At 60.4% G+C, this 24306-nt stretch carries 21 protein-coding genes and 1 tRNA gene; 12 read left to right on the top strand and 10 right to left on the bottom strand.

The features are described from left to right. Positions 1 to 6 precede the first annotated feature (6 nt). The 11 genes from HBO12_RS00750 to HBO12_RS00700 all read left to right on the top strand — a co-directional run bounded on the left by HBO12_RS00750 (position 7) and on the right by HBO12_RS00700 (position 10406). Positions 7 to 378: a phage tail protein gene (locus tag HBO12_RS00750; RefSeq protein ID WP_170041113.1), complete on the top strand. Its 372-nt coding sequence runs from the start codon at positions 7 to 9 to the stop codon at positions 376 to 378. A 4-nt stretch (positions 379 to 382) separates the two neighbouring features. Next, positions 383 to 769, top strand: coding sequence for a hypothetical protein (locus HBO12_RS00745; RefSeq protein ID WP_099170538.1), 387 nt, complete (start codon positions 383 to 385; stop codon positions 767 to 769). A 177-nt stretch (positions 770 to 946) separates the two neighbouring features. Further along, positions 947 to 3361, top strand: coding sequence for a phage tail tape measure protein (locus HBO12_RS00740; RefSeq protein WP_170041112.1), 2415 nt, complete (start codon positions 947 to 949; stop codon positions 3359 to 3361). After that, positions 3358 to 4728: a DNA circularization protein gene (locus tag HBO12_RS00735; RefSeq protein ID WP_170041110.1), complete on the top strand. Its 1371-nt coding sequence runs from the start codon at positions 3358 to 3360 to the stop codon at positions 4726 to 4728. The genes HBO12_RS00740 and HBO12_RS00735 overlap by 4 nt, the downstream gene beginning before the upstream one ends. Next, a complete protein-coding gene (locus HBO12_RS00730; protein WP_346343177.1) occupies positions 4712 to 5851 on the top strand; it encodes a phage baseplate assembly protein in 1140 nt (379 codons plus the stop codon). Before HBO12_RS00735 ends, HBO12_RS00730 begins: the two co-directional genes overlap by 17 nt. After that, complete coding sequence (locus tag HBO12_RS00725) at positions 5851 to 6393, top strand: phage baseplate assembly protein domain-containing protein (protein WP_170041108.1); 543 nt, start codon at positions 5851 to 5853, stop codon at positions 6391 to 6393. Before HBO12_RS00730 ends, HBO12_RS00725 begins: the two co-directional genes overlap by 1 nt. A gap of 56 nt (positions 6394 to 6449) precedes the next feature. Then, the gene (locus HBO12_RS00720) at positions 6450 to 6800 is read left to right on the top strand and encodes a phage GP46 family protein (protein ID WP_078472673.1); all 351 of its coding nucleotides are present in this window, start codon (positions 6450 to 6452) and stop codon (positions 6798 to 6800) included. 1 nt (position 6801) lies between these two features. Continuing rightward, positions 6802 to 7872: a baseplate J/gp47 family protein gene (locus HBO12_RS00715; protein ID WP_170041106.1), complete on the top strand. Its 1071-nt coding sequence runs from the start codon at positions 6802 to 6804 to the stop codon at positions 7870 to 7872. Beyond that, positions 7869 to 8447, top strand: coding sequence for a YmfQ family protein (locus HBO12_RS00710; RefSeq protein ID WP_170041104.1), 579 nt, complete (start codon positions 7869 to 7871; stop codon positions 8445 to 8447). The genes HBO12_RS00715 and HBO12_RS00710 overlap by 4 nt, the downstream gene beginning before the upstream one ends. Then, positions 8444 to 9805 carry a hypothetical protein gene (locus tag HBO12_RS00705; protein ID WP_170041102.1) on the top strand — a complete coding sequence of 454 codons (1362 nt, stop codon included), beginning with the start codon at positions 8444 to 8446 and terminating at the stop codon, positions 9803 to 9805. The genes HBO12_RS00710 and HBO12_RS00705 overlap by 4 nt, the downstream gene beginning before the upstream one ends. Before the next feature lies 1 nt (position 9806). Then, the gene (locus HBO12_RS00700) at positions 9807 to 10406 is read left to right on the top strand and encodes a pre-mRNA-splicing factor CWC21 (protein ID WP_178123657.1); all 600 of its coding nucleotides are present in this window, start codon (positions 9807 to 9809) and stop codon (positions 10404 to 10406) included. Positions 10407 to 10626: 220 nt separating this feature from the next. Here the strand turns inward: HBO12_RS00700 and HBO12_RS00695 are convergent. Beyond that, positions 10627 to 10700: transfer RNA gene (locus tag HBO12_RS00695), tRNA-Cys, on the bottom strand. 239 nt (positions 10701 to 10939) lie between these two features. Continuing rightward, on the bottom strand, positions 10940 to 12664 hold the full coding sequence (gene ggt / locus HBO12_RS00690) for a gamma-glutamyltransferase (protein WP_170041101.1): 1725 nt from the start codon (positions 12662 to 12664) through the stop codon (positions 10940 to 10942). A gap of 144 nt (positions 12665 to 12808) precedes the next feature. On the opposite strand from ggt, the gene HBO12_RS00685 reads away from it, so the two are divergent. Beyond that, a complete protein-coding gene (locus HBO12_RS00685; protein WP_170041099.1) occupies positions 12809 to 14095 on the top strand; it encodes an MFS transporter in 1287 nt (428 codons plus the stop codon). Between the two features lie 274 nt (positions 14096 to 14369). On the opposite strand, the gene HBO12_RS00680 is transcribed toward HBO12_RS00685, so the two are convergent. The 8 genes from HBO12_RS00680 to HBO12_RS00645 form a co-directional block, all read right to left on the bottom strand. Further along, entirely contained in the window at positions 14370 to 14873 is a 504-nt protein-coding gene (locus HBO12_RS00680) for a nitrous oxide reductase accessory protein NosL (RefSeq protein WP_169957071.1), read from the bottom strand. A gap of 26 nt (positions 14874 to 14899) precedes the next feature. After that, positions 14900 to 15730: an ABC transporter permease gene (locus HBO12_RS00675; protein WP_170041097.1), complete on the bottom strand. Its 831-nt coding sequence runs from the start codon at positions 15728 to 15730 to the stop codon at positions 14900 to 14902. Then, positions 15727 to 16638, bottom strand: a complete 912-nt coding sequence (locus HBO12_RS00670) for an ABC transporter ATP-binding protein (RefSeq protein WP_169957087.1) — start codon at positions 16636 to 16638, stop codon at positions 15727 to 15729. Before HBO12_RS00670 ends, HBO12_RS00675 begins: the two co-directional genes overlap by 4 nt. After that, positions 16638 to 17885, bottom strand: a complete 1248-nt coding sequence (locus HBO12_RS00665; RefSeq protein ID WP_346343180.1) for a nitrous oxide reductase family maturation protein NosD — start codon at positions 17883 to 17885, stop codon at positions 16638 to 16640. The genes HBO12_RS00670 and HBO12_RS00665 overlap by 1 nt, the downstream gene beginning before the upstream one ends. A gap of 172 nt (positions 17886 to 18057) precedes the next feature. Next, the gene (gene nosZ, locus HBO12_RS00660; protein ID WP_169957073.1) at positions 18058 to 19980 is read right to left on the bottom strand and encodes a TAT-dependent nitrous-oxide reductase; all 1923 of its coding nucleotides are present in this window, start codon (positions 19978 to 19980) and stop codon (positions 18058 to 18060) included. Between the two features lie 38 nt (positions 19981 to 20018). Beyond that, on the bottom strand, positions 20019 to 22199 hold the full coding sequence (nosR, locus tag HBO12_RS00655) for a transcriptional regulator NosR (RefSeq protein ID WP_170041094.1): 2181 nt from the start codon (positions 22197 to 22199) through the stop codon (positions 20019 to 20021). 110 nt (positions 22200 to 22309) lie between these two features. Continuing rightward, positions 22310 to 23590 carry a C4-dicarboxylate TRAP transporter large permease protein DctM gene (gene dctM / locus HBO12_RS00650; protein ID WP_099169959.1) on the bottom strand — a complete coding sequence of 427 codons (1281 nt, stop codon included), beginning with the start codon at positions 23588 to 23590 and terminating at the stop codon, positions 22310 to 22312. Then, positions 23590 to 24222, bottom strand: coding sequence for a TRAP transporter small permease (locus HBO12_RS00645; RefSeq protein WP_169957076.1), 633 nt, complete (start codon positions 24220 to 24222; stop codon positions 23590 to 23592). The genes dctM and HBO12_RS00645 overlap by 1 nt, the downstream gene beginning before the upstream one ends. Positions 24223 to 24306 lie beyond the last annotated feature (84 nt).

Genomic DNA, 24306 nt, shown 5'->3' with positions numbered 1-24306 from the left:
TTTTAGATGGCTGATAACTATGTAGGGCAGATCGTCCTGGAGATCAACGGCACCGACTATGAGGTAGTGAGCGTCGAGCCGAGCCTCAAGACCGGGCGCAAGATCGTCAAGACAATGAATCGCAGCGGCCGTCCAACCGGCACGGCAAAGGGCATTGAAGATCACGAGCTGAAAGTCTCGGTGGCTATTCCTAAAAATGGTGAGCCGGACTGGCGCGCCCTGTTGGATGCCAAGCTGACGATTTATCCCCAGGACGGCGGCGGTATGCGTGAAACCTGGACTGGCTGCTCATTGATCGAACTCGGCAGTAAGTACCAGGTAGAAGGTGAAGCCACCCGCGACCTGACCATTGCTGCTCTCAACTACTACACGGAATAACACAATGACTGAGCAATCAAGTAAGCGCTGGGAAGGTCTGAGCATTACCCGCGAACTCACGATGGGTGTCTATTACTCCGGCTTGCGTCACAAGACCTTTACCTTGCGCGTTCCTGTTGCGGGCGACCTCGTCGCCGCGCAGGAGCTGCATCCTGGCGCGCCGTTTCAACTGATAACCCTGGAGGTCTATCGCCGTCAGTTGTTGTCCCTGGGCGAGATCCCCGCCGATGCGCTGACAACTGAATTGCTCCTGGGCGAGTTGACCGAAAGCGACTTGGCCATCATCGCCGACGCCGATGCCGAGCTGGAAAAAAAGCTCGCGCCGCCGAGCGCGGCAACGCCGACTGGCGGCGAATCGAACACGCCTTCGTCCGGCACGGCTACCGACTAGAAGAGCTGCGCCAGATGACCAGGGCCGAAATTGATGCCCGTATTGATCTGATCATCGGCAAGGTCAAAGGCACCCGCTACGTCAGCAAGCGCCAGCGCAAAGCGTTGCCGAAACCAAAAAGATAGGCTCGATACCGGGCCTTTCCTATTCCTGTAAGACCCTTTCCGGGAGTTTCCCATGTCCGATCTGCGCGTCGCGCTCCGTTTCCAGGCCCATGCGGGCAACAGTCGACGTGAGATCGAGCAGATCAACCGTGACTTACGCAAAGCCGGTAAAGAGGGGGCAAAGTCCCTGGCCGATGAAAGCTGGAAGGCATCCTCGGCCATCACCAAAGTGGGCCAGGTCGGGGCCAATAGCTATAAAACCATCCGTAGTGCCATGCGCGAAACCGCGAAGGCAGGTTCCGGCACGCGCATCGAGGTCAGCAAGACATCCGCCGAACTCAAGGAGATGGCCACCGCCGCCCGTAAGGCTGCGCGTGATGCCAAAACCGAGCTTATGGGTGCTGATCGTCAAGGTGTGCAGCCACTGCGCCAGAGTGTTGATCGGACAGAAACGTCCTTTCGGCGAATGGCTCAGAACAGCGGCCGTAGCCTGCGCACGTTGAAAACCATTGCGATGGGCGTGCGCCAGGAGTTCGACCGCATCAAGGGACTGGGCGGCAGTATGCAGGGGCAACTGGCCGGGTTGGGGGTTGGCATCGGCGTAGTGTCAGGTGTTACGGGTAGCGCAAGACTGGACCGCCAGTTGATCCGAACTCAGCAAACGGCAGGTATGAGCGGCGAGCAGCGGGAGGAGTGGCGCGACGATCAATGGCGCCTTGCCAAGACCTACGGCATTGAACGCGAACAGGTACAAACAGGCTTTGACACTTTAGTTGCGAGCGGTCTCTCCTACGACAAAGCAAAGCTCAGTACCGAGGCTATTGCTCAGTCTACGGCGGTTACCGGAGCCGATTCCGGGATATTGGCAAAGGCATTGGTAACGGGCGCAAGTGCGTTCGATATCGACTTGGCACAGCCAGAAGCTGCCCTCGACTTGCTACAAAAAATGATTGTCGCGGGGCGACTGGGTAACGCCGAACTTGAAAATCTTTCGAGCATCTTTCCTAAAGTTGGTGCGGACTCCAAGAAAGCCGGTATGAGTTTGGCTCAGTCGCTTTCATTTGTTGAAACGCTGTCGCTGATTGAATTGGAGCCGGAACGCTTGGGCACACTCGCGCAGTCAACTTTGCGGGCATTTAACAATGATGGTTATCGACAGAATGTCACTAAAACAACAGGTGTGGATTTTTTCGGGAAACAAGGTGAAACCCGAAACACTCAAGATGTTTTCTTAGACCTTAAAAAGAAGTACGGCGCTCTCAAAACGGATCGTGATCGTGCGAAGTTCATGGGTGTTGTTTTTGGGAAGATGGACCAGGACACCCAAAAAGGTGTTAACGCTTTCATGACTGGCAATCGTTTGGAGCAGTTCGCTTCCAGTACCGGCGACATCAACAACGCAAAGGGTGTTATTGAAAAAGACCTGGCTGACAACCTTAACAGCTCAACCGCTGTGGGCTCCCGCATGAAAGCGACTCTCGGCCAAGCTATTGATCGTATGGCGCGACCTCTCAATAAGGGATTTGCCGATTTTGGTAGTTACCTGCTCGATGACTTGAACCTGTCCGGCGAGCAAATGCTTGCCGGTGGTGCCGCCATGGGCGTCGGTGGATACTACGCCGGTCGCGGCGCCAAAGCGGGTGCAGGTGCGTTGCTTAACAAGTTCATGGGTGGCCCCGAAACCTTAAAGGGTATTGCCGTGGGTAAGGTGCTGGAAGAAGCCACGGGTGTTACATCTGTATTTGTTACCAATTGGCCTGCTGCTTCTCTGGGGGGCATTAGCGGACCAGATCTGCCGAATGGTTCCAACTCCAGCAAGACTAAAGGCAAGCCAGGCGGATTTGTGGCCCCATGGGTTGCCCCTTTGGCGTTGGGTGCGACTGCCACCCAGATCGGTGGCGCAAGTGCGACAGCAACAGATGAGGGCCGACTGGATGCAGCCCAGCGCAGTAAGCTCTTGAACGATGAACAGCGCACCTACCAAACGTCCTTCTACCGTAACCGTATGGCCCTGGCCGATCAGAACCCCGACCAATCATCTGACTGGCTATCCGCGGAAGCCCAGCGCCTGGCGCACCATGAAACTGGCCTGACTGCATCGGGCTTGCCCGTCAACGGCGCCAACACCTGGGCGCAAGGTATCGCCAATCGCGCCCTGGCTGCGGGTGCCGAAACCTTCACCGCACAACAGCAACTGCGGGACATGATGTCGCAATCTGGCACCAGCCAGCCGTCCTCCTGGTTGGCTGCCCAAGCCCAGCGCCTGGCTACTCCACTGTCAGGCGGTAATGCTTCTGGTATGCCGGGCTTTGGTCCCAATGGCGCTGCACCTGGTGCAGCCGGTGCCAATCCTGCCGCACAAGCCGCCGAGGAACGATTGCGGGCCTTGCTCGCTCAACCACTGGTCATTGAAGTTCGTACTGACTCACACATGTTCCAGGCCGAGGTCGAGCGCCGAACCAATGTTCAGATGAGGCGCGGCGGATGAGCTGGGCAGAGAACCTGCTGGACGCCTCTTTTCGCGGCGTCCCGCTCCAGATCGAAAGCGAAAGCATGCAATGGCAGCGCGCTTTGTCAGAGCATGGGACACCATTCAAGGATGGCGACCGGGTCAAAGACTTGGGCCGTGGCGCTCGACGCTTTCCCATGCAAGTTGTGGTGTTCGGCGTCAATTACGAGATCGAACTCCAGAACATCCTCCGCACCCTAAACACTCCAGGTACGGGCGAACTAATACACCCGATCTATGGCAGCCTGAATGTCGTCAGCAACACCGGCGAAGTTAAGCACCACGCCGAGCGTCCCGACTATGCCGAGATCAGCATCTTGTTTGTCGAGGACACACCCGATGCACCGTTTTTCGAGCGGCAATTTGAGTTCGTCGATATCGGCATACTGGGGCTTGAAGACGAATACACCTGGCAGGATGGCATCTTTGATCTGTTCGGGCGCATTGACTCCCTGGTCGGCGAGATTCAATCGTGGATCGGTGGCGGCTGGGTTCGCCTGATCGAAAAGGCCCTGGGCCTGCCGGGCATCGGTCTGCGTTTGCAACAATTGCGCTCGCAGATCCTCGGTGTGGTGTCTGGCATTGGGTCGATGGCTAAACGGCCGTCGGGGGCCTTTGATCCGCTGGTGGACCTGATGCGCACGCCCTCCGAGATCCGGGCAGCGATCCAAGGCAGTACCCCCAGTTCGTCGACGGCGCTGCTTACCAGATCTGGTGTGCCCGCGGCATTGCCTGGCAGTGCCAGCCTGCCAGCCGACGCCGCCCGTGCCGGTAGTGGCTTTTTGATCGGTGCCCGCCAAGGCGTGGCGCCGACCGTCGAGTTGCTGGTCGAAGGCGTGCCAGGTAACACCGGCACCGGCTTGGTACTACTGCCAAATGGCATGCCGGATGATCCGGTGATCGCCAGCGGTTTCGCCCTGGTAGTCCTGGTCATCACCGAACTGGCATTGGCACATGCGCAGGCGGTGGCTTCCGTCATCGAGGACGAAGCCGAAACACCGACCTTGAGCCCACTAGAGCTGGAGGGATTGGTTAACCTGGTGCGGTCCCTGGTGCAGTCGTCCATCCTGTTGCAACGTCACCTGTACGACGTGGAGATTGCCCGGCCGATCATTGAGGCGTTGCGCAACGTCGCCGCATTGATTCAGGCCCGCGCCCGCCAGGTCATCCTGCAAAGCCCGCCCATGATTGAGCGTGTGGTCGAAACCCCAGCGAGCCTGCGCCTGTTGGCCCACCGCTGGTACGGCGACCATACCCGTGCCGCCGAGTTGATCCGCCTCAATCCCGGCCTGAAAGCGCCCCACAACATAGAAGCCGGGGAGGTACTGCGTGCCTACGCCAAATAAAGCCCTGGAAGAATCCATACGCTTATCAATTGGTGGCCTGGCCCATGAAGAATGGGACGGCTGGTCGATTGAATCTGACCTGTTGATCGCGTCTGATGGTTTCGAGCTGGAGCTGTACACCAAGGATGCCACCCGCTTGCCCAGCGTGTTGGCCGAGGGGGCGCCATGCTCGCTGACCTTGGGCAAGGATCGCGTGCTGACGGGACAAGTAGACGAGTTTGAACACGACATCTCCCGTCAGGGTATCTCGATGCGTATCACAGGCCGGGACCGTGCGGCGCCCCTGGTCGATTGTTCGGCACCGTTCGTCTCTATGCGCGAAGCCACACTCGCACAAATCCTGGACCAGGTCGTCAAACCGCTGGGCATTACCCAGTTCGAGATCCGCGCCGCTCAGGCCAAGACCCGGCGCCGTGTGCAGATCGAGCCGGGCCAGAGTGCGTGGGAGGCGTTGCTCCAGGTTGCCGAGGCCAATGGACTGTGGCCGTGGGTCGAGCCTGACGGGCGTTTGATCATTGGCGGGCCGGATTACAACGCGGCGCCAGTAGGAACACTGATCATGCGCGAAGACGGTGTCGGCAATAACGTGCAGCGCCTTAGTGTGCGGCGTTCCATCGCCAATCGGTACAGCCAGATCACCGTCCTGGGCCAGCATGGGCAGTACGACAATGACGGCCTGGACAGCAAGCGCGCCCACCTACGTTCGGTCATCCAGGACGAAACCCTGGCCCGCCGTGGGATCTTCCGGCCGAAGGTGGTCATTGATAGCTCCAGCGAGAACCAGGATATGGCGACCACTCGCGGACGTAAGTTGCTGGCCGACAGTCGTCTGGAAGGTTTCGAGATCCGCGCAGTGGTGATGGGCCACCGTGCCGATAACGGCCAGGTCTGGAGTCCCGGCCAGCGCGTCATCGTCCGTAGCGAGCCCCATGGATTGGACGCGACCTACTTTTTGATGTCGCGCACATTGCGCCTGACCCGCAGTGAAGGGCGCATCACCGAGTTGCGGTTGCGCGAAGATAAATTGTGGGTGCTGGATGGCAATCCAACCAAGAAACGCAAGGGCAAAGGTAAGAAGGCTGACCCGGACGCGGCATTCATCGAAATGATTAAGGGGCTCTAATGAGCAATATGGCGCGCCTGGTGCGTGATCAGGTCAGTAGGGTGATGAGCAACGTGCGCCAGGCTTTTCGAGGTACGGCGGCGCGTAACACCCATGGCACGTTAATTGGCATCGAAATGGAAGGCTTGGCGGGCGAGCCGGTTTCCGGCGAACTGATGCAGCACTACGGGTTCAGCTCGGCGCCGTTACCTGGTGCGGAATTTCTTGCCATCCCCGTGGGGGGCAACAGCAAACACACGGTCGTTGTCGCCAGTGAGGACGGGCGTTATCGAATCACCCTCATAGACGGCGAAGTATCGCTGTACACCGATGAGGGTGATTACATCCACATGAAGCGCGGCCGGTTGATCGAAGTGGAAACAGACACCCTGGTAGTCAAAGCCAAGACCAAGGTGCGCTTTGAAACGCCCCTGGTCGAAATGAGCGAGGACGTTAAGGCTGCGGGAGATATCGCTGACCATAAGCGGACCATGCAGGCAGATCGGCTGATCTACAACGGCCACAACCACGGCGGTGGGCCAGCACCAGGTCAGCAGCAATAACCTTAAACGCCCCTGAAATATCCTTACCCGCCTGCGCGCAAGCACTATGCCAACCTATGGACGCAGGCATAAACCCAACCACTGGCGACTTGACGGGCCAGCGTATCAATACGCTGGGCAACGCCGTTTATATCCGCCTCATGACACCCCTCGGCACCTGGTGGAAAGACACCACCGTGGGCTCCCGCCTGCATGAGCTGAAACGCTCCAAAGACCTGCCACGGGTCGGCAAGCTCGCCAAGCAATACGCCGAGCAAGCGCTCCAGCCGCTGCTCGATGACGGCCGCGCCCAAGACATCACCATCACCGTCGAGCAGCCCCACAACGGCTGGCTCAACCTTCAAATTGACATCACCGACGCCACCGGCAATCCGCAGGTGTTTCGCCAACCTGTAAGGGTGAATTGACATGGCTTATACCGCTCCCGGCCTGGACGAGATTCTGCGCGGCATCCTGCGCGACATTCGCAACCTTCAAGCCGAAGCCGATATCGGCCCCGACAGCGACAACTATGTACGCTCGGCCGCTGTGGCCTCGGCTATTGAAGGGCTGTATCAGAAGCTGGCCTGGGTATACCGCCAGATTTTCCCGGACACTGCCGACGAAGAGGAACTGGTCCACGCGGCCGCGCTTAGGGGGGTGCTACAAAAAGACCCCGTAGCGGCCACCGGTACGGCTGCCCTCAAAGGCGCGCCCGGCGTACCGTTGCTGCTCGGTGCCACCTTAAAGCACGTTGTCACGGGCGAACTGTTCACCGCCAAAGCTAGCGCGAAGATTGGCACCGATGGCACTGGCTCCGTCCTGGTAGAGGCTCAAACTGTTGGTGTTGCACTCAACGATCTGACAGGCGCCCTGGTGCTAACCAGTCCGCCGTTGGGCATGGACGCGGCCGCTACTTTTGTCGGCAAGACCACGGGCGGCGAAGAACGGGAGACAATCGAATCCCTGCTGGCGCGTTACCTGGACATCATCCAGTCGCCCCCGGCCGGTGGTGCGGCCTATGACTACCGTCGTTGGGCGCTAGAGGTCGACGGGGTAGCCGGTGCACTGCCTATCCCCAGGCGCAGAGGGGGCGGCACCGTTGACGTTGTTATCACGGCCAGCACCGGTAAACCTTCGGCCGAAGTTATCGCGGCATGCCTGGCACATATACAAAACCAGTGCTCAGTCATCGCTGACGTATGGGTCTACGCGCCAACTATCCGCACCGTCAACGCGGTCGCCAAAATTGAACTGGCCCCTGACTTCACCATGGCCGACGTGCAGGCAGCAGCACAAAAGGCCTACAACACCCTGTTGGGCGCGTTGAAACCCGGAGACACCCTCAAGCGCTCGCAGGTCGAGGCCATGCTCAACAACCTTGCGGGCGTCCTGGACCGTGCTGTCACGACTCCAGTCGGCAACGTCAAAGCATCCGATGAGCCCGCGATTATCGGATGGATTCGCCCCGGCACCATCACTTTGGGCCTGCTGGAATGACCACGCTCGCCGATCAGCTCCGGTTGCTGCTGCCGCCTGTTTCCTACGACGGGTCGGCGCCTTACCTGTCAGCCACCATCGAGGCCGAAGCCAATGCCATGGATCTGGCCGACGCCCAGGCAAACATGGTTTACAACACCATTTTTCCCGATTCCGGCGAAGGGCTTGCCGATTGGGAGCGGGTGCTGGCTTTGCCAGACCCCTGCCTGGTCGGCCAAGCCCAGACTGTCGGCCAACGTGTACAGGCCGTTATTAGCAAGCTGCCTGGCCGAGCGGGTCAAAGTAAACCCTTCTTTATAGCCCTGGCTAAGTCCCTGGGCTACGACATCACCATCACCACATTCCGGCCAGCGCGAGCAGGCATAGCGCGAGCTGGCGATCCCATCAACGGTGGTGACTGGGACTTCACCTGGCGAGTTAACGCCCCGGCCGTGACTGTCAGCTACGCCAGGGCGGGTGCTACGGGCGCTGGCGATCCTTTATCCGCCTGGGGCAACAGAGCCCTGGAATGTCGGCTGGGCCAGATGAAGCCCGCCGAGTCCATTTTGCTGTTCGGTTACGGAGACCAACCATGAAGAAAATCGGAGATAGCACCAATACCGCAACGGAGAGCGGCGAATGGACCGAAGGCAATCCAGCGGCTGGTGCGGCTGCCACGTTACTTAAAGCCGATTGGCTTAACACCATTCAGCGGGAACTGATTGCACTTGTCTTAGGGGCCGGAATCTCCCTGCGCGCCGATGATGACTCACAGGTGCTACAGGCTGTGGCTGCTTTGGCTAGCGCTGCTGCGGATTTCAACAAGCTGTCAAACAAGCCGAATACCGTGGACGGTTATGGTATCCAAAACGTCTACACCAAGGGCCAGACCAATGACATGCTCGATCAGCGGGTTGCCGCAGACAGCATACTGGCGGCGGGTGTGGTGAACGGAGATCCAGCCTTACCGTATTTTAGGTTCAAGGAACCGGACGGCTCTGCGGGTCATATCGTTAACCTGTCACTGTCTTCTCACGGGCACACCTTCGATAGCTTGAGTGGCAAGCCAACAACGCGCGATGGCTACAAACTCAGCGATGTTTTTACAAAGACCGAAACACGAGCCGGTTTTGTTGCAGCCGGTTCGGAAAACCGCATTACTCTTTCCTGGGCTGCGGAGGGGTTAAAAGCCGCCGTTGATGTTACTGACCTCGGTGCGTTATGGCTGACGTCGAACTTCAATCCTGACACGAAGGCAGACAAGTCCAATACCTACACCACTGGGCAAACAGATGTCCGTTTATCGCAGCGAGTTGTCAGCGATTGGATATCTCACGCAGGGTTGATTTCGGATAACCCGGACCTTCCTTACTTCATGCAGACTTCGACCGGCGCTATTTTGCAGCTTGCTCGCCGGGTGCATCGTCACGCTTTTTCCGACCTGGATGGGCTTCCGCCTACCGCTGTAGGGCATGGAATTTATGACGTCTACTCCGTAACTCAGTCGGATGTGAGGTTTAATCAAAAGCTCACCCGTGATGCGATTAGCGTGGCTGGATTATGGGGTGGAGACATCAATCTCCCTTACTTCAGGAGAGCTGTCGATGAGCAGCCGGTGTACTTCATCACCCAAGCAACCCTGCCGAAAAACACCTGCCAGAAGGGTATTCCAGGCTGGTGGAAATGCGCCGATACCGGCCTGCTACGGCAACGGGTCTCTATCTACATTGGTGACGTATCTACCGCATGGGCGGGTGCTGTTGCTTGGCCTGTCGCTTTTCCAGAGCAAGCTGATTCAGTGAAACTTTCGTTTCTCCATACCAATGGTTCGCCGGCAACCGTCTCATGTGCGTATGCCGACCTGACCCGCACAGGATGCAATTTGCGCGTAGATGAATGGGGGTTAAATCCGCAGTACGGGCTGACACTTATCGTAGAAGCGGAGGGTTATTAATATGAGCGCTTATTTTCACTCAAAAAGTGTCGGGTTCTATACCGATGAGGTTCACGGCCCCCGGACTATCTTGGTAGTTGATCCCAAGTGGAAGCAGCCAGAAATCAAGGTTACTGATCCCGGTTGGGCTCCTGGTGACGCAGATGAAGGCGCAGAGGGCCCACTGATTAGCGTCCCCGACCCTGACGCGGTTCCGCCCCTAATTGAAGTGCCGAACCCGAAATGCTCGCTACCCCCGAAAGCCGAACTGCGGGACTTACCCCAAGACAAGTACCTGGAACTCCTAGTCGCACAGTCCCAAGGTAAAGTCATTCAAGCCAATTCAAAGGGAGAGCCTGTTGCTGTTGACCCACCGCTGCCAAACAACGATGAAATGGCGCGTCGTGAGCGGCTGTGGTGTGAGCGTGAAGTAAGGGGCACGGACTCTATGGTCGTGTTATACCGGGACGAGTTGGAGGCGGGAAGAACCACAACCTTGAACCGCGAGCAGTACCAAGAGCTTCAGGCATATCGCTTTGCTCTGCGCGATTGGCCCGCTGATGCAAATTTCCCATCCAAAGAGAACCGGCCAGCAACTCCCGGCTGGCTTGCTGGACTATAGGCCTAGATAAAAAGGTAGCAGTGCCAATCACCGCGCTAATTTTTGTTATTGCAACTCGAAACAGGAGTGCCAAAAGTATCGCTAAGCGATGCCAAAACCGACGCGCGCTTACAGTAAAAAGATAGGGTTGCGGAAGCGATCCGAAAAATTGCGGAAGTGATCGTCAAATCTTAGGCAATAAAAAACCCCGTAGACCATTGATCTACGGGGCTTTCAAGAGTGGAGGCCGAGGTCGGAATCGAACCGGCGTAGGCGGATTTGCAATCCGCTGCATAACCATTTTGCTACTCGGCCTCAAACGATCAATGCCAAAACCACTGACATTCACCGCATATAAACTTGAGTGGGCTATGTGAAGCTTGCCTCTACTCTATATCATTGAAAACATTGAAGTTTTTTATGTCTCAGCGCGTTCAATGGCGGCAATTATGTACTCATTTGCTGGGACTGGCAACCCCTTGATTTCAAAAAATATTCTTCTGTAGGGCAGAGCCGGGGCGGTCTGGGAGAACACGCCCCTGCCCTGCCTATGCTTAGTAGCCCAGTGACAACCCGGTATTGCGCCGTGGGTCGTTGGCGCCGTAGAAGCGGTTGTTGCCCACGGGCTTGCCGTCCAGGGACGGGGCGCCGACGAGGATCGCGGCCAGGTGGTTGGCGTCTTGGGGGCCGGCGAATTTGTGGCCCCAGCTTTCGAGGATTTTCTGGGTGTCGGGGCTCAGGGCGAAAGTTTCGAGGTTGGTGGTGTCGGGCATCCACTGTTGGTGGAAACGTGGGGCGTTGACGGCTTCCTGGATGTTCATCTTGTAGTCGATGACGTTGAGGATGGTGAGCAAGGTGGCGGTGATGATGCGGCTGCCCCCCGGTGTGCCGATGACCATCACGGCCTTGCCGTCCTTGGTCACGATGGTCGGGCTCATGGACGACAGGGGCGCCTTGCCCGGGGCGATGGCGTTGGCTTCGCCCTGGACCAGCCCGTACATGTTTGGCACGCCGACCTTGACGGTGAAGTCGTCCATTTCGTCGTTGAGGATCACCCCGGTCTTGCTGGCCTTGACGCCGGCACCGAACCAGTCGTTGAGGGTGTAGGTCACCGAGACTGCGTTGCCCCATTTGTCGACGATGGAGTAATGGGTGGTGTTGCTGCCTTCATGGGGCGCAACGCCGGGCTTGATGGCCATGGAGTCGCCGGCCTTTTGCGGTTCGATGGCGGCGCGCAGTTTGGCCGCGTAGTTCTTGTCCAGCAGATGCTCCACGGGGTTCTGCACGAAGTCCGGGTCGCCCAGGTAGCTGTTGCGGTCGACGTAGGCGTGGCGCATGGCTTCGATCTGGTAATGGGTGCCCTGGGCCGAGCCGTAGCCCAGTTCAGCCATGGGGTAGCCTTCGAGGATGTTCATGATCTGGCAGATCACCAGGCCGCCCGAGCTCGGTGGCGGCGCCGAAACTACGTGGTAGCCGCGGTAGTCGCATTCGATGGGGGCCAGCTCGCGGGTCTGGTATTTGTCCAGGTCGGCCTGGGCGATGATGCCCTTGCCGGCCTGGCTGGAGTCGACGATGGCCTTGGCCACCCAGCCTTTGTAGAAGCCATCGGCGCCCTTGGCGGAGATTTCCCGCAGGGTCCGCGCGAGGTCTTTTTGCACCAGTTTCTGCCCAACCTGCAGCGGCTCGCCTTTGTTGAGGAAGATGCCACGCAGGTCCTGGTCTTTTTTGAATTCTTCGGTGGCGCTGTGCAGCATGTCGATATCGCCCTGGTCGAGGGCAAAGCCGTTTTCTGCAAGCTTGATCGCCGGTGCGATCACCTGGGCGCGCTTGAGGGTCCCGTATTTACTCAGGGCCAGCTCCATGCCGGAGACGGTGCCGGGCACGCCGACCGCCAGGTGGCCCTTGGCGCTGAGGCCAGGGACGACATTGCCGTCTTTATCCAGGTACATGTCGGCGGTGGCCGCCAAGGGGGCTTTTTCGCGGAAGTCGAGGAAGGTCTTGCGCCCGTCCGCCAGCTGCACGGTCATGAAACCACCGCCGCCGAGATTGCCCGCTGCCGGGTAGACCACCGCCAGGGCGTATCCCACGGCCACTGCCGCATCCACGGCGTTGCCGCCAGCCTTCAACACATCGACGCCCACATGGGTCGCCAAATGCTGGGCCGTCACCACCATGCCGTTTTCACCGGCCACCGGGGCCTGGGAGGCCGCCTGCACACCGCTGAATGTCAGGACCAGGGCCGTCGCGATCAAGGTTCGGGTAAAGGGTTGGTAGTTCATCCGTGGATACTCTGTTTATTAGAAGCGTTAAACGTAGCTTCTTTCGCACAGCAACCCCAGCCAAGTGGCGCTTTTCAGACAGAGCTTGTCGGTGACGGAATGCTATATTCGCCCCGCCCTCCTCATTGCCCATGAGACACACCGATGCCCACGGTCGCCGACCCAATCCACACGCTGTACCACAAGATCACCTGGAAGCTGATTCCGTTCCTGTGCTTCTGCTACCTGGCGGCCTACCTGGACCGGATCAACATCGGTTTTGCCAAGTTGCAGATGCAAGACCAGTTGCAGTTCAGCGAAACCGCGTTCGGCCTGGGCGCCGGCCTGTTTTTTGTCGGCTATATCCTGTTTGAAGTGCCGAGCAACCTGATCCTCGAGCGCGTCGGCGCACGGATCTGGATCGCGCGCATCATGATCACCTGGGGCCTGCTCTCGGCCTGCACGTTGCTGGTCACCTCTACCACCCAGTTCTATGTGCTGCGGTTTTTGCTCGGCGTCGCCGAAGCGGGATTCCTGCCGGGGGTGTTGTATTACCTGACCACCTGGTTCCCCACCCATCGCCGGGGGCGGGTGATTGCGCTGTTCATGATCGGCCTGCCGCTGTCCAGTGTGATTGGCGGGCCGTTGTCCGGCTGGATCATGGGCCACTTCGACCAGGTGGGTGGCCTGCGTGGCTGGCAATGGCTGTTCCTGCTCGAAGCGCTGCCCAGCGTGCTGTTGGGGGTATTGGCGTTCTGGGCGCTGCCCAATACCTATCACCAGGCCAAATGGTTGTCAGCCGCCGAAAAGACCCTGCTGCAACAGCAGTTGCAGGCCGATGACAGCCAGGCCAGCCAAAGCCCACGGCGCTTTCGCGAGGGGTTCTTCAACCTCAAGGTGTGGATGCTTGGCGGGATTGATTTTTCGATCCTGCTCAGTGCCTACGCCATGGGCTTCTGGATGCCGACCCTGATCCGCAACGCGGGGGTCAGCGACACGTTCCATATCGGCCTGCTCACCGCCCTGCCCAGCGTCGCCGCGCTGGCGGGCATGCTGCTGATCGGCGCCAGTTCCGACAAATACCGTGAACGCCGCTGGCACATTATCGTGCCGTTTTTGGTGGGCGCCGCGGCCATGGCCAGCAGCACGTTCTTCACCCATAACGTGATCGCCACCGTGGCCCTGTTTGCCGTGGCTTCGGCGGCGATCCTCGGTGCGGTGCCGGTGTTTTTCAGCCTGCCGGCGACCTTCCTTACCGGCACTGCGGCGGCCACCGGTTTTGCCCTGGCGTGCTCCCTGGCGAATATCGCCGGGCTGGTCAGCAACTCGTTGATGGGCCTGGCGATAGATATCACCGGCAGCAGCGCTGGGGCCATGTGGTTCTTTGCCGCCAGCCTGCTGCTCAGTTGTTTGCTGGTGATTGCGTTGCCGGCGAAATTGGTCAACCGCTAGGAGCGAGCGCGAAGCTACATACCCCTGTGGGAGCGGGCTTGCTCGCGAAAGCAGTGGGTCAGTCAACATCAATGGTTGCTGGGCCGACGTCTTCGCGGCGATGCGGCGATCCGACAAGCCCGCTCCCACATTTGATCTTCGCTGCTTTGAGCATTTCGTTCGCTTAACTGATCGGCATTGGGGCTTGCCTGCGATAGCGGTGTGTCATCCGCCAGAAATGCTGACTGAACTGCCGTCATCGCGGGCAAGCCCGCTCCCACAGGGGGAGGCAGGCTCAATGACCGCTATGGGCCATGCCACTCGGCTGCTGCAACAGTGCCAGGTCTATCTCCTCGAAACGCAGCACCCGCCCGCCGGTATCTGCCGCGACTTTCTGCGCCACCGCCTGCTCGGCAAACGAGGCCAGCACCACGCCCATGGCGCCCTTGAGCCCGGTGCCGAGCACGTAGTAGGCGGTCTTGGCGTCGATCAGGTGGGCATCGTCCGGGGTATTCCAATGGCTGCGCCCCATGTCATGCACATACAGCTTTGACTGGGCATGATGATTTTCCGGCTGCAACCACCAGCCGAGCATTTCTGCGGTCGAGCAGAACTTCTTCGCCGCGCCCTGCTCCACCACCTCGCCCTTGGGCCCCGGGAATTCGCTGATCACCATGCCACACACATGGCACTCATCCGCCGGATGGAACGCCACCGGCCCATCACCTGCCCCCGCCGCCACCGGTTTGTCACACCCCACCAACAGCAGGCTCAACAGCAACACCCATCCGATTTTCATGCTCAGCTACTCCACCGATAAAAAATTCATGCCGCGCGCCGCCCGAACATCCAATAGGCCCAGGCCAGCGGCCCGGCGACCCACGCCGCCAGGCACAGCCACAACGCCGCCTCCGGCACTGCCAAGTCACCGCCCAGGGCCATCACGCCTACCGACGCGGGGCCGGCATCGAAACCAGACAGGTTGATCAGCCGGTACACATCCGCCGGGTTGAACAGCAACAGCCAGGGCAGCAGCGTCGGGCTGAACTGCCCCTCGCTGAGCACCAGCAGCGCCAGCAATGCCAGGTCAAAGACCAGCACAAAAAAGAACCACACCCCCAGGGCCAACCCGGCCGCCGTGGACTTTTCCGCCGAGACGCTGCTCAACACATACGCCATCCCCAAAAAGCCCCAGCCGAGCAAGGTCGAGGTCAGCATGAAGCGGCCAAAGGCCCAGAGCAGCAGGCTGAACTCGACGTCATCCACCAGCAGCGCGATGGCGAGCATGGCGCAGCCGAATCCGATAAAGGTCGCCAGCGCCAGGATCAGCCCATGCCCGACAAACTTGCCGAGCAGGATCTGCCCGCGCCCCAGGGGATAGGTGAGCAACAGCAGCAAGGTGCCGCTTTCGTCCTCGCCGACAATCGCGTCATAGGCCAGCAGCAGCGCAATCAATGGCATCAGGAAGGTCGCCAGGCTAGCCAGGCTGGCGATGGTTGCCGGGATCGAGGTAAAACCCAGTTGCCCGGACGCCGCCGCACCGAGCCACCCAATACCGATGGCCAGCACCGCGAACAACAGGCTGATGGCCAATAACCAACGGTTGCGTAGGCCATCGCTGAATTCTTTGCGGGCCATGTTCCAGATCGGCGTCATTGGGCACGCTCCACAGGGCTGTCCATGTAATGGCGGTACAGGTCTTCCAGGGACGGCACGACAATTTCCACGTCAGTGGGGCTGTCCTGGTCGAGCAACTGGCGCAGCAGGTCCAGCTTGTTGCCATTGAACGCCGCCACTTGCAGCCCTTGCGCGCCCCAGCGCTGGGTCACGTGGCCGGCCTCGCTCCAGCGTTTTTGCAAGAGCGCCGCACGTTGCAGGCCGCTGCTGCGGATCAGGGTCGGCAGCCCCGCTTCTTCGCGCAAGGCCGCCAGGGTGCCGAGGGCCAGCAGGCGGCCCTGGGTGAGGATCGCGGCACGGTTGATATGGGCCTCCACGCCCGGCAGCACATGGGAGCAGAGGATGATGCTGGTGCCCTGCCCGCGCAGGCGGTCGAGCAAGCAATACAAATCCTGGGTGGCGATCGGGTCCAGGCCCACGGTGGGTTCGTCGAGCAGCAACAGGCGCGGCTCGCCAAGCAAGGCCTGGGCCAGGCCGAGGCGCTGGCGCATGCCCTTGGAATAGGTCTTGACCCGCCGCCGCGCCGCCGCTGTCAGGCCGACGTCTTCCAGCAACGTCGAGACCTGGCTCATCGGCGCGCCCTTGAGCCGGGCAAAATGCTGCAAGGTCTCCAGGCCGCTGAGTTGCGGGTAGAACGTGACGTTTTCCGGCAGATAGCCGAGCATCCGGCGCACCTGGGGATCGCTGGGCGCGCGGCCAAACACCCGTACCTGGCCGCTGCTTGCCTGCAATAAACCGAGGATCAGTTTCATGCTGGTGGTCTTGCCCGCGCCGTTATGGCCGAACAAGCCCAGCACCTCCCCGGGCGCCAGGCTCAGGCTCAAGTCATGCAGCACAGTGGCGGGCCCATAGCGCTGGGTCACGCCTTCGATTTCGACGACAGGCATCATGCGGGCTCCTTGAGCAGGGAAAGCGTGGGGTCTTTCATCAGCGGATGGCTGTCTATCACCCCCGGCGACTTGATCACCGGAAACGCCCGTTGCACCCAGCGCAGCAACTCGATGCCGGGGCTGTTCATCAGCAAGCGCACCTGGGGATACAGCCACAGCAGGCGGTCGACGTTATCGTTGGGCTCGTAGGCCACATCCCCCAGGCCGTCGTTATTGCGGTCCCAGCCCAGGTAATCGCTCCAGTAATTGCCGCGACCATCTGCCGACCATTCCTGCAAGCGGGTGGCCACGTACTTGACCTGGCGCTGGTTGCCGACAAAGGCATTGTTGGCAATCCGGTTGTCTTCGGAGCCGGCCGTGAGGTGGATGCCCACCGCGCTGCGCCCGAAGTGGTTGTGTTCGATGCTGTTGAACAGCGAGTTGTAGATAAACAGCGCCTTGCCTTCGGCCCCGGTGATCATGGTGTCGCCGGTGGTGCCGTCGCGCACGTCGTTGACCACGTTGTCGCGCAGGGTGGAATAGGTGATGTAGTTCATCAGGATCCCGTAGTTCTGGTCCTGCTCGGAGCGATTGCCGATCACCGTCAGCTTGCGGCTTTGCATCAGCGCATAGCCGGTGCGGGTGCGGCGGGTGATGTTGCCGAGCACCTGGTTGTCGTTGGCGAACATGTAGTGAATGCCGTAGCGCAGGTCTTCCAGGGTGTTGCCTTGCAGCAGGTTGCCGTTGGAGGTGTCGATGTAGATGCCATCGCGGGCATCGCGCACCAGGTTGCCGATCACCCGCGCGCCCTTGACCGCGTACAAATGGATGCCATTGCCCCGGTCCTGGGAACGCATGGTCGGGTCGCCCTGGATCTGGTTGTCGATCACGCTCACATCCGCCGTGCCATCGACCCACACGCCAAACCCCTGGCCGCGCAGGCGGTTGTTCTTGATCAAGGCGCCGTGGGCCTTGGGCTGGATGAAAATGGCCGCGTTCATCGCGGTGAGGTCATGGCCCCAGTCGAGGAAGGTGCAGCCCTCGACGGTGACGTCGGCAGCGTTGATCAGCAGACCATTGCCCTGGCCCTGGCTGTGGATCACCGCACCGGGTTCGCAAGTCAGTTGCAGGGGCTGGTCGATGCTGAAGGAGCCCTGGTAGTCACCGGCGGGCAAATGCCAGCGGTGCGGGCCTGCGGCTACCAACGGCAGGTCGGTGATGGGCAGTACAGCGGCACTGGCGGTGGCCGAAAATAGCAGCCACACACACCCGGTCCATAACGTGCGGGGTCGAGCCACGGAGTATTCCTTTTTGATCAAAACAGATCCCATGTGGGAGCTGGCTTGCCTGCGATAGCGGTGTGTCAGGCAACCGACAGTTTTCTGATGCACCGCTATCGCAGGCAAGCCAGCTCCTACATTTATTGGGTGCTCGCCGTTAAGTGCGCTCCACCAGCATCCGCCCCACCATCTCCATATGCAGCGCATGGCAGAACCAGCTGCAGTAGTACCAATGCAGCCCCGGTTTGTCGGCGATGAAGGTGATGGAAGAGGTTTGCTGCGGGCTGATTTCCATGCTCACGCCATGGTTGGTCATGACAAAGCCATGGGTCACGTCCTCGATCTGGTCGATGTTGGTGATGGTCACGGTGACCTCATCGCCGTGCTTGACGGTGAATTCCGTCAGGCCGTAGGTCGGCGCCATGGAGGTCATGTACACCCGCACTTTCTTGCCGTCGCGGATCACCTTGTTATCGGTCTCCAGCTTGATCCCGTCCTTGGCCGCAATGGCCACGGTTTCGGCAAAGAACGGGTCGTTGCGCTCCCAGATTTTCTTGGTCTTGATCTGGTCGCGCCGCGCCATCACGCAGTCGTGGGGTTCGGCGAAGGTCGGGCCGTCGTGGACCAGTTTCATTTCATCGCCGGAGATATCGATCAACTGGTCGTTTTCCGGGTGCAACGGGCCGGTGGGCAGGAAGCGGTCCTTGGAGAACTTGCTCAGTACCACCAGCCATTGGCCGTCGGCATCCCGGGTTTCGGTGAGCGAGGCGTGGTTGTGGCCAGGCTGGTAGTGCACATCGAGCTTCTGCTTGATGTAGTTGACCTTCTCACCGCCGTAGGCGCGGATGGCTTCGGCGATGTTCCACTTGACCACCTGGCTGTCGATAAACAGCGTGGTGTAGGCAAAACCCCGGCCATCGTAGGTGGTGTGCAACGGGCCCAGGCCCAGTTCCGGCTCGCCGACTACCACGCCGCGCGGGTCTTTGATCTTGTCGCTGAACAGGTCGTCGAGCTTGTCGATGGCAATGATGGTGCAGGTCGGCGACAGCTTGCCGTTGGCGATAAAGTACTTGCCGTCCGGCGAGGTGTTGCAGCCGTGAGGGTTCTTCGGCACCGGGATATAGCGGGTGAATTCGCTGTCCTTGCCGTCGTCGCCCTTGCGCCCGTCCACCACCGGCACCTTGACCCCGTCAAGGTTGATGAACTTGCCGGCCTTGATCGCCGCCTCGATGCGCGGGATGTTGAATACCACCACCCAGTCGCGTTCGTTGCGCATCATGCCGCCCAGGTCGGAGGCCTTTTCCGAGTTGTAGCAGGTGGCCGCCGCGTATTTGCCGGTGTAGTCCATGTCGGCGTTGTCGAGGTTGCCGTCGACGATGACCTGGAAGGCCATTTCCATCTTCTCGGCGTCGATGGCGTTGAACAGGGTGAAGCTGTTCTTGTCCTGCAGGTCGAAGGTGTGGCCGTCATTGGGGTGCGGGATGATGAACTCGGCGTTGCAGAACACGTACTTGGTGTACGGCACCTTTTGCAGGCGCAGGCCGTGGATCGCCTGGGCGTTGGGCACGGTGACGATCTTGTCGCACTTCATGATGTCCAGGCGGATCCGCGCCACGCGGGTGTTGGCCTTGTCGTTGATAAACAGGTATTTGCCGTCGTAGCGGCCATCGGTGGTGGACAGGTGCGGGTGATGGCAATCGCCGTTCTGGTACTTGGCGCCCTCCCCCAGGATGCGCTTGCTCTCGTTGGTCAGGCCCCAACCGGTAGCCGAATCGACGTTGAACACCGGGATGCGCATCAGCTCGCGCATTGACGGCACGCCCAACACCCGCACTTCGCCCTGGTGGCCGCCGCTCCAGAACCCGTAGTACTGATCCAGCTCCCCTGGGCCCACATGGATTTTCGACTTGGCTTCCTTGGCCGCCGCCGCAAAGGACTCGCGGGTAAACACCGTACCGCCGAGGGCCGAGGCCCCTGCCAGCACCGCGCCGGTGACGGCGCCAGTGCCAAGGAAACCACGCCGGCTCATGCCTTCGGGTTCCGGGGTGGTCCCGGTTTTGTTCGATTCGCTGTCGTTCATGATGTGCTCCAGATATGAAAAGTGGGTGCCCAAGGCCGTCATTCAGGCACCGCCACCTGCACCACCGGGATCAATTGCCCAGTGGCGGGTGCGGCCTTGTTGCGTTTCTTGCGCTTGTTGATCAGGGGCGGGCATTTGTGGTCGTTGTGCCAGGTCATCTGGCAATCGAGGCAGTAGTGGCATTCATTGGCGTTGATATGGCCGTCGGGGTGGATCGCCTGGATCTCGCATTCCCTGGCGCACAACTGGCACGGATCGCCACACTCCTTGCGCCGCTTGAGCCAGTCGAACAACCTGAATTTGCTGGGGATCGCCAGCGCCGCGCCCAGTGGGCAGAGGTAGCGGCAGTAGACTTTGCGCGTGAACAGGTTGATCACCAGCAGCGCCACGGCGTACAGCACGAACCACCATTGGCGGTCGAAATGCAGGGTGATGGCGGTCTTGAACGGTTCCACTTCGGCAAACCGCTCGGCGGTGGCCATCGACTCCAGGGACAGGCCAAACAGCCCCAGCAGGATCAAATACTTGATCGCCCACAGCCGCTCATGCACGGCAAACGGCAGCTCGAACTGGCGCACCTTGAGCCTGCGCGCCGCCTCGTTGAGCAACTCCTGCAGCGCCCCGAACGGGCACAACCAGCCGCAGAACACCCCCCGGCCCCACAGCAGGATGCTGGCGGCGGTGAATACCCAGAGCATGAAGATCAGCGGGTCGGTAAGGAACAGCTCCCAACGGAACTGCTGGAACAGCGCATGCACAAAGGTCAGCACGTTGACCACCGACAGTTGGCCCAGGGCGTACCAGCCGATAAACACCACCGTAAACAGCAGGTAGCCACGGCGCACCCAGTGCAGCAGACGCGGGCGCCGGGCCAGGCTGTCCTGCAAAAACAGAATCACCGTCAGCAGCACCAGGGCGGCGCCCAGGATCAGGATCTGCACGTGTTTCTGGTACCAGATCGTCAGCCACATCGGCCGGTTGGCTTCGTCGATGGCGGCCTGTTCGGCGGCGGTGGGCAACGGGCGCTCCAGATACGCCTCGGGCATCTGGTAGGGCAATTCAAAACTGCTGAAGGTGCCACTGACCGGGCCGGTCTGGCGCCGTACCAGCAGCTCCAGGGTCCACGCTGAGCCTGGATCGAACGCAGCCTGGGGGGGCACGATAAACACCGACATTTCATCGAACTCGGGCATGCCCTCGGCGAACACGTCGTACAGGCGCTGGTGGTCCATATCGCGGAAGCTGATGACATTGCCGAACTGGCGCAACTGCACCCGATCAAAAATCCCGCCGCGCACATAGCCCGAGCCCTTGAACGAAAAAATCCCGCGTCCCAGCACCGCGATGGCCTGCTCGCCGGGCTTGAGGCCCTGCATCAACACCCGGTACTGCGCGTCACCCAACAGGTTGCGGCCGATGGTCGGCGCGTTGAGATCGGCCACATACAAGTCGATAAACGTCTCGTCGACCTGCCCCGCCCCCGCCACGTCCACGCCTTCGGCCTCGGTGCTCTTGAAGGCGGCATCCACCTGGCCGCGCGTCAGGTGCAAGCGGCGCACCGCGCCATTGCCGGTCAACTGCGCCCAGTTGGCCGGCTCGAACAGGTCAGCGCGCACCAGCGCGACTTTCTGCGCGGTGCTGGCCTTGTCCTCGATCAGCTTGAGCGACACCGCCACTTCATGGGCGGCGCGCATGATCACCTCATTGACCACCATCGCCGTGACCGTGGCACCGGCCACCGCATCCACGGTCACCGCCTGGCTGTCACTGGAATGCCCCACCACCACCCGCTGCTTGACGTTGATCCCGCTGTAGCGGGCGGTGAAGTCATGCAGCTTGGCCTCGGGAATGCCGATCAACAGAATCGGCTCGTGGTGCTCCAGCACATAGGCATCACGGATCACCCCGGCCGGGTCGAGAATCACCTGGGTGTTGATCGGTTTGCCGGAGTACGCCGGGATGTCCACCACGTCCAGGCTCTGGAACACATAGCCGATGACCGCGCCTTTGGCCGACAGCGTGCGCACCTTGAACTTGCCTTCGGCGGCGGAAATGGCGTCGGCCTGCGGGAAAATCTTGTCGATGCGCTGCTGTTCAATCGCGCCGTAGGACTTGGCCTGGGCCGGGCCGGCCAGGCTGAACAGCAGCACCAGGACAACCAGCCAGGTAACGGGACTTGCAGCCAGGGTAGCGAGGGTCGAGGGCTTGGGGCGGTTCATGGGCTCACTGACTTCAACGGCCGGGATATGCAGCCGATGGTAGGTGGCACGTGGCCAGTGAGCCCTTGATTGAAATCAAGTCTGGGGGTGGTGCGGCGTTTGGGCGCTGGCTACATGCCCAACCACTGCGGCAGCGCCAGTGAGATAAACGGCACGTACGTCACCAGGACCAGGAACGCCAGGAGGATCATCAGCCATGGCATCGCTGCGCGGATCGTCTGGCCCAGGGTCAGGCCGGTCACCGCCGAGGTCACGAACAGGTTCAGCCCAACGGGCGGATGCACCAGGCCGATCTCCATGTTCACCACCATCACAATCCCCAGGTGAATCGGGTCGATGCCCAGCTTCATCGCAATCGGGAAGAAGATCGGCGCCAGGATCAGCACAATGGCCGAGGGCTCCATAAAGCTGCCGGCGATCAACAGCACCACGTTGACCATCAGCAGGAAACCGATCGGCGTCAGCCCTTCGGAGATGACCCAGGCCGTGATTTCCTGTGGGATCTGTTCGGTGGTCAGCACATGGGCAAACAGCATGGCGTTGGCGATGATGAACATCAGCATGATCGACAGGCGCCCAGACTCCAGCAGCACCTTGGGGCAATCCCTCAAGCGCATGTCCTTGTACACAAACAGCGCGACAAACGCCGAGTACACCGCCGCCACGGCTGCAGCTTCAGTGGGGGTGAACATGCCGCTGTAGATACCGCCGAGGATGATCACCAGCAGCAACAGGCCCCAGAACGCGCGGCGCGCACAGCCCAGCCACTGGGCAAAGGTCGCCCGGGGTTGTGCCGGCAACTTCTTGATACGCGCCACGATGTAGATCGCGATCATCAGCATCAGGCCCAGCAGCAAGCCGGGGATCACCCCCGCCATAAACAACTTGCCCACCGAGGTTTCCGTCGCCGCCGAATACACCACCATCACGATGGAAGGCGGAATCAGGATGCCCAGGGTCCCGGCATTGCAGATGATCCCGGCACCAAACTCCTTGGGGTAACCGGAACGCACCATACCGGCCACGGCAATCGACCCCACCGCCGCCACCGTCGCCGGCGATGAACCGGACAGCGCGGCGAACAGCATGCACGCCAGCACCGCCGCAATCGCCAGGCCGCCACGGATATGGCCGACACAGGCGTTGGCAAAATCGATCAAGCGTTGCGCCACGCCGCCGGTGGTCATGAACGCCCCCGACAGCAGGAAGAACGGAATCGCCAGGAAGGTGTAGGCATCGCTGGTTTCGAACAACTTGATCGCCAGAGAGCTTAACGAGTCCTGGCTGAACATCAGGATCGACATCGCCCCCGACAACCCCAGGGAAATCGCGATGGGCACGCCGAGAAACATGAACACCAACAGCAGTAAAAACAGACAGAGAACGGCCATCAGTCACGCTCCTCATGGCTACCGGCCAACTTGCTGGCTTCACCGGCTTCGTCGGCCAGCCCCAACCCGACCTGACGGTGGGTAAACAGGCGGTAGAAAATTTCCAGGTAGCGGATCAACACCAGGGCAAAGCCGATCGGCACGATCAGCGCGATATGCCCCACTTCCAGGCCGAAATGATCGAGGTCCTCGGCCCCGATCCCGGCCGCCAGCACGGCACTCACCCACTTGTAGCTGGCCACCATGAACAACCCGGCGTAGGCCAGGCAGCACAGGCACGCGAGCATTCCCAGCAGGCGCTGGACCCGGCGTGGCGTCAGGCGCACCAGGGCATCGACCCCCAGGTGGCCGGCGGTGCGCACGCCATAGGAAATCCCGAAGAAAATCAGCCAGCCGAACATCGCCTTGGTCAGCGCGACGCTCCAGGTCATGTCCTGGGCCCAGGTCATGGTGCCGTCGCCCAGGGCGTTGAAAAAACTGCTGCTCCAGGCCCATTTGTCGGCCAGGGCAAAAAACAGGGTGTAGATGTTGTTGAGCATGACGTAGACAAACGTCACCAGGGTCATGGCGGCCAGCAGGAAGGCGATAAAACCTTCCTCCAGGTGCTCCCAGACGCGCCTTAGGGATTGCATGGCAAAACCTCGCTTACAGGGAAAGGGGTCGCAACATGTGGGAGCGGGCTTGCCCGCGATGGGGCATCAACGGCCTCTCGGCTG

Origin of the sequence: Pseudomonas sp. WS 5059 (genome assembly GCF_012985525.1) — a bacterium.
Lineage (GTDB): Bacteria > Pseudomonadota > Gammaproteobacteria > Pseudomonadales > Pseudomonadaceae > Aquipseudomonas.
The sequence above is the reverse complement of the archived record's forward strand: the minus strand, read 5'-3'. Positions and strand labels throughout refer to the sequence as shown.

Coding starts and splice junctions, on each gene's coding strand:
- HBO12_RS00750 (WP_170041113.1), top strand. CDS start 7: ATGGCTGATAACTATGTAGGGCAGATCGTCCTGGAGATCAACGGCACC.
- HBO12_RS00745 (WP_099170538.1), top strand. CDS start 383: ATGACTGAGCAATCAAGTAAGCGCTGGGAAGGTCTGAGCATTACCCGC.
- HBO12_RS00740 (WP_170041112.1), top strand. CDS start 947: ATGTCCGATCTGCGCGTCGCGCTCCGTTTCCAGGCCCATGCGGGCAAC.
- HBO12_RS00735 (WP_170041110.1), top strand. CDS start 3,358: ATGAGCTGGGCAGAGAACCTGCTGGACGCCTCTTTTCGCGGCGTCCCG.
- HBO12_RS00725 (WP_170041108.1), top strand. CDS start 5,851: ATGAGCAATATGGCGCGCCTGGTGCGTGATCAGGTCAGTAGGGTGATG.
- HBO12_RS00720 (WP_078472673.1), top strand. CDS start 6,450: ATGGACGCAGGCATAAACCCAACCACTGGCGACTTGACGGGCCAGCGT.
- HBO12_RS00715 (WP_170041106.1), top strand. CDS start 6,802: ATGGCTTATACCGCTCCCGGCCTGGACGAGATTCTGCGCGGCATCCTG.
- HBO12_RS00710 (WP_170041104.1), top strand. CDS start 7,869: ATGACCACGCTCGCCGATCAGCTCCGGTTGCTGCTGCCGCCTGTTTCC.
- HBO12_RS00705 (WP_170041102.1), top strand. CDS start 8,444: ATGAAGAAAATCGGAGATAGCACCAATACCGCAACGGAGAGCGGCGAA.
- HBO12_RS00700 (WP_178123657.1), top strand. CDS start 9,807: ATGAGCGCTTATTTTCACTCAAAAAGTGTCGGGTTCTATACCGATGAG.
- ggt (WP_170041101.1), bottom strand. CDS start 12,664: ATGAACTACCAACCCTTTACCCGAACCTTGATCGCGACGGCCCTGGTC.
- HBO12_RS00685 (WP_170041099.1), top strand. CDS start 12,809: ATGCCCACGGTCGCCGACCCAATCCACACGCTGTACCACAAGATCACC.
- HBO12_RS00680 (WP_169957071.1), bottom strand. CDS start 14,873: ATGAAAATCGGATGGGTGTTGCTGTTGAGCCTGCTGTTGGTGGGGTGT.
- HBO12_RS00675 (WP_170041097.1), bottom strand. CDS start 15,730: ATGACGCCGATCTGGAACATGGCCCGCAAAGAATTCAGCGATGGCCTA.
- HBO12_RS00670 (WP_169957087.1), bottom strand. CDS start 16,638: ATGCCTGTCGTCGAAATCGAAGGCGTGACCCAGCGCTATGGGCCCGCC.
- nosZ (WP_169957073.1), bottom strand. CDS start 19,980: ATGAACGACAGCGAATCGAACAAAACCGGGACCACCCCGGAACCCGAA.
- nosR (WP_170041094.1), bottom strand. CDS start 22,199: ATGAACCGCCCCAAGCCCTCGACCCTCGCTACCCTGGCTGCAAGTCCC.
- dctM (WP_099169959.1), bottom strand. CDS start 23,590: ATGGCCGTTCTCTGTCTGTTTTTACTGCTGTTGGTGTTCATGTTTCTC.
- HBO12_RS00645 (WP_169957076.1), bottom strand. CDS start 24,222: ATGCAATCCCTAAGGCGCGTCTGGGAGCACCTGGAGGAAGGTTTTATC.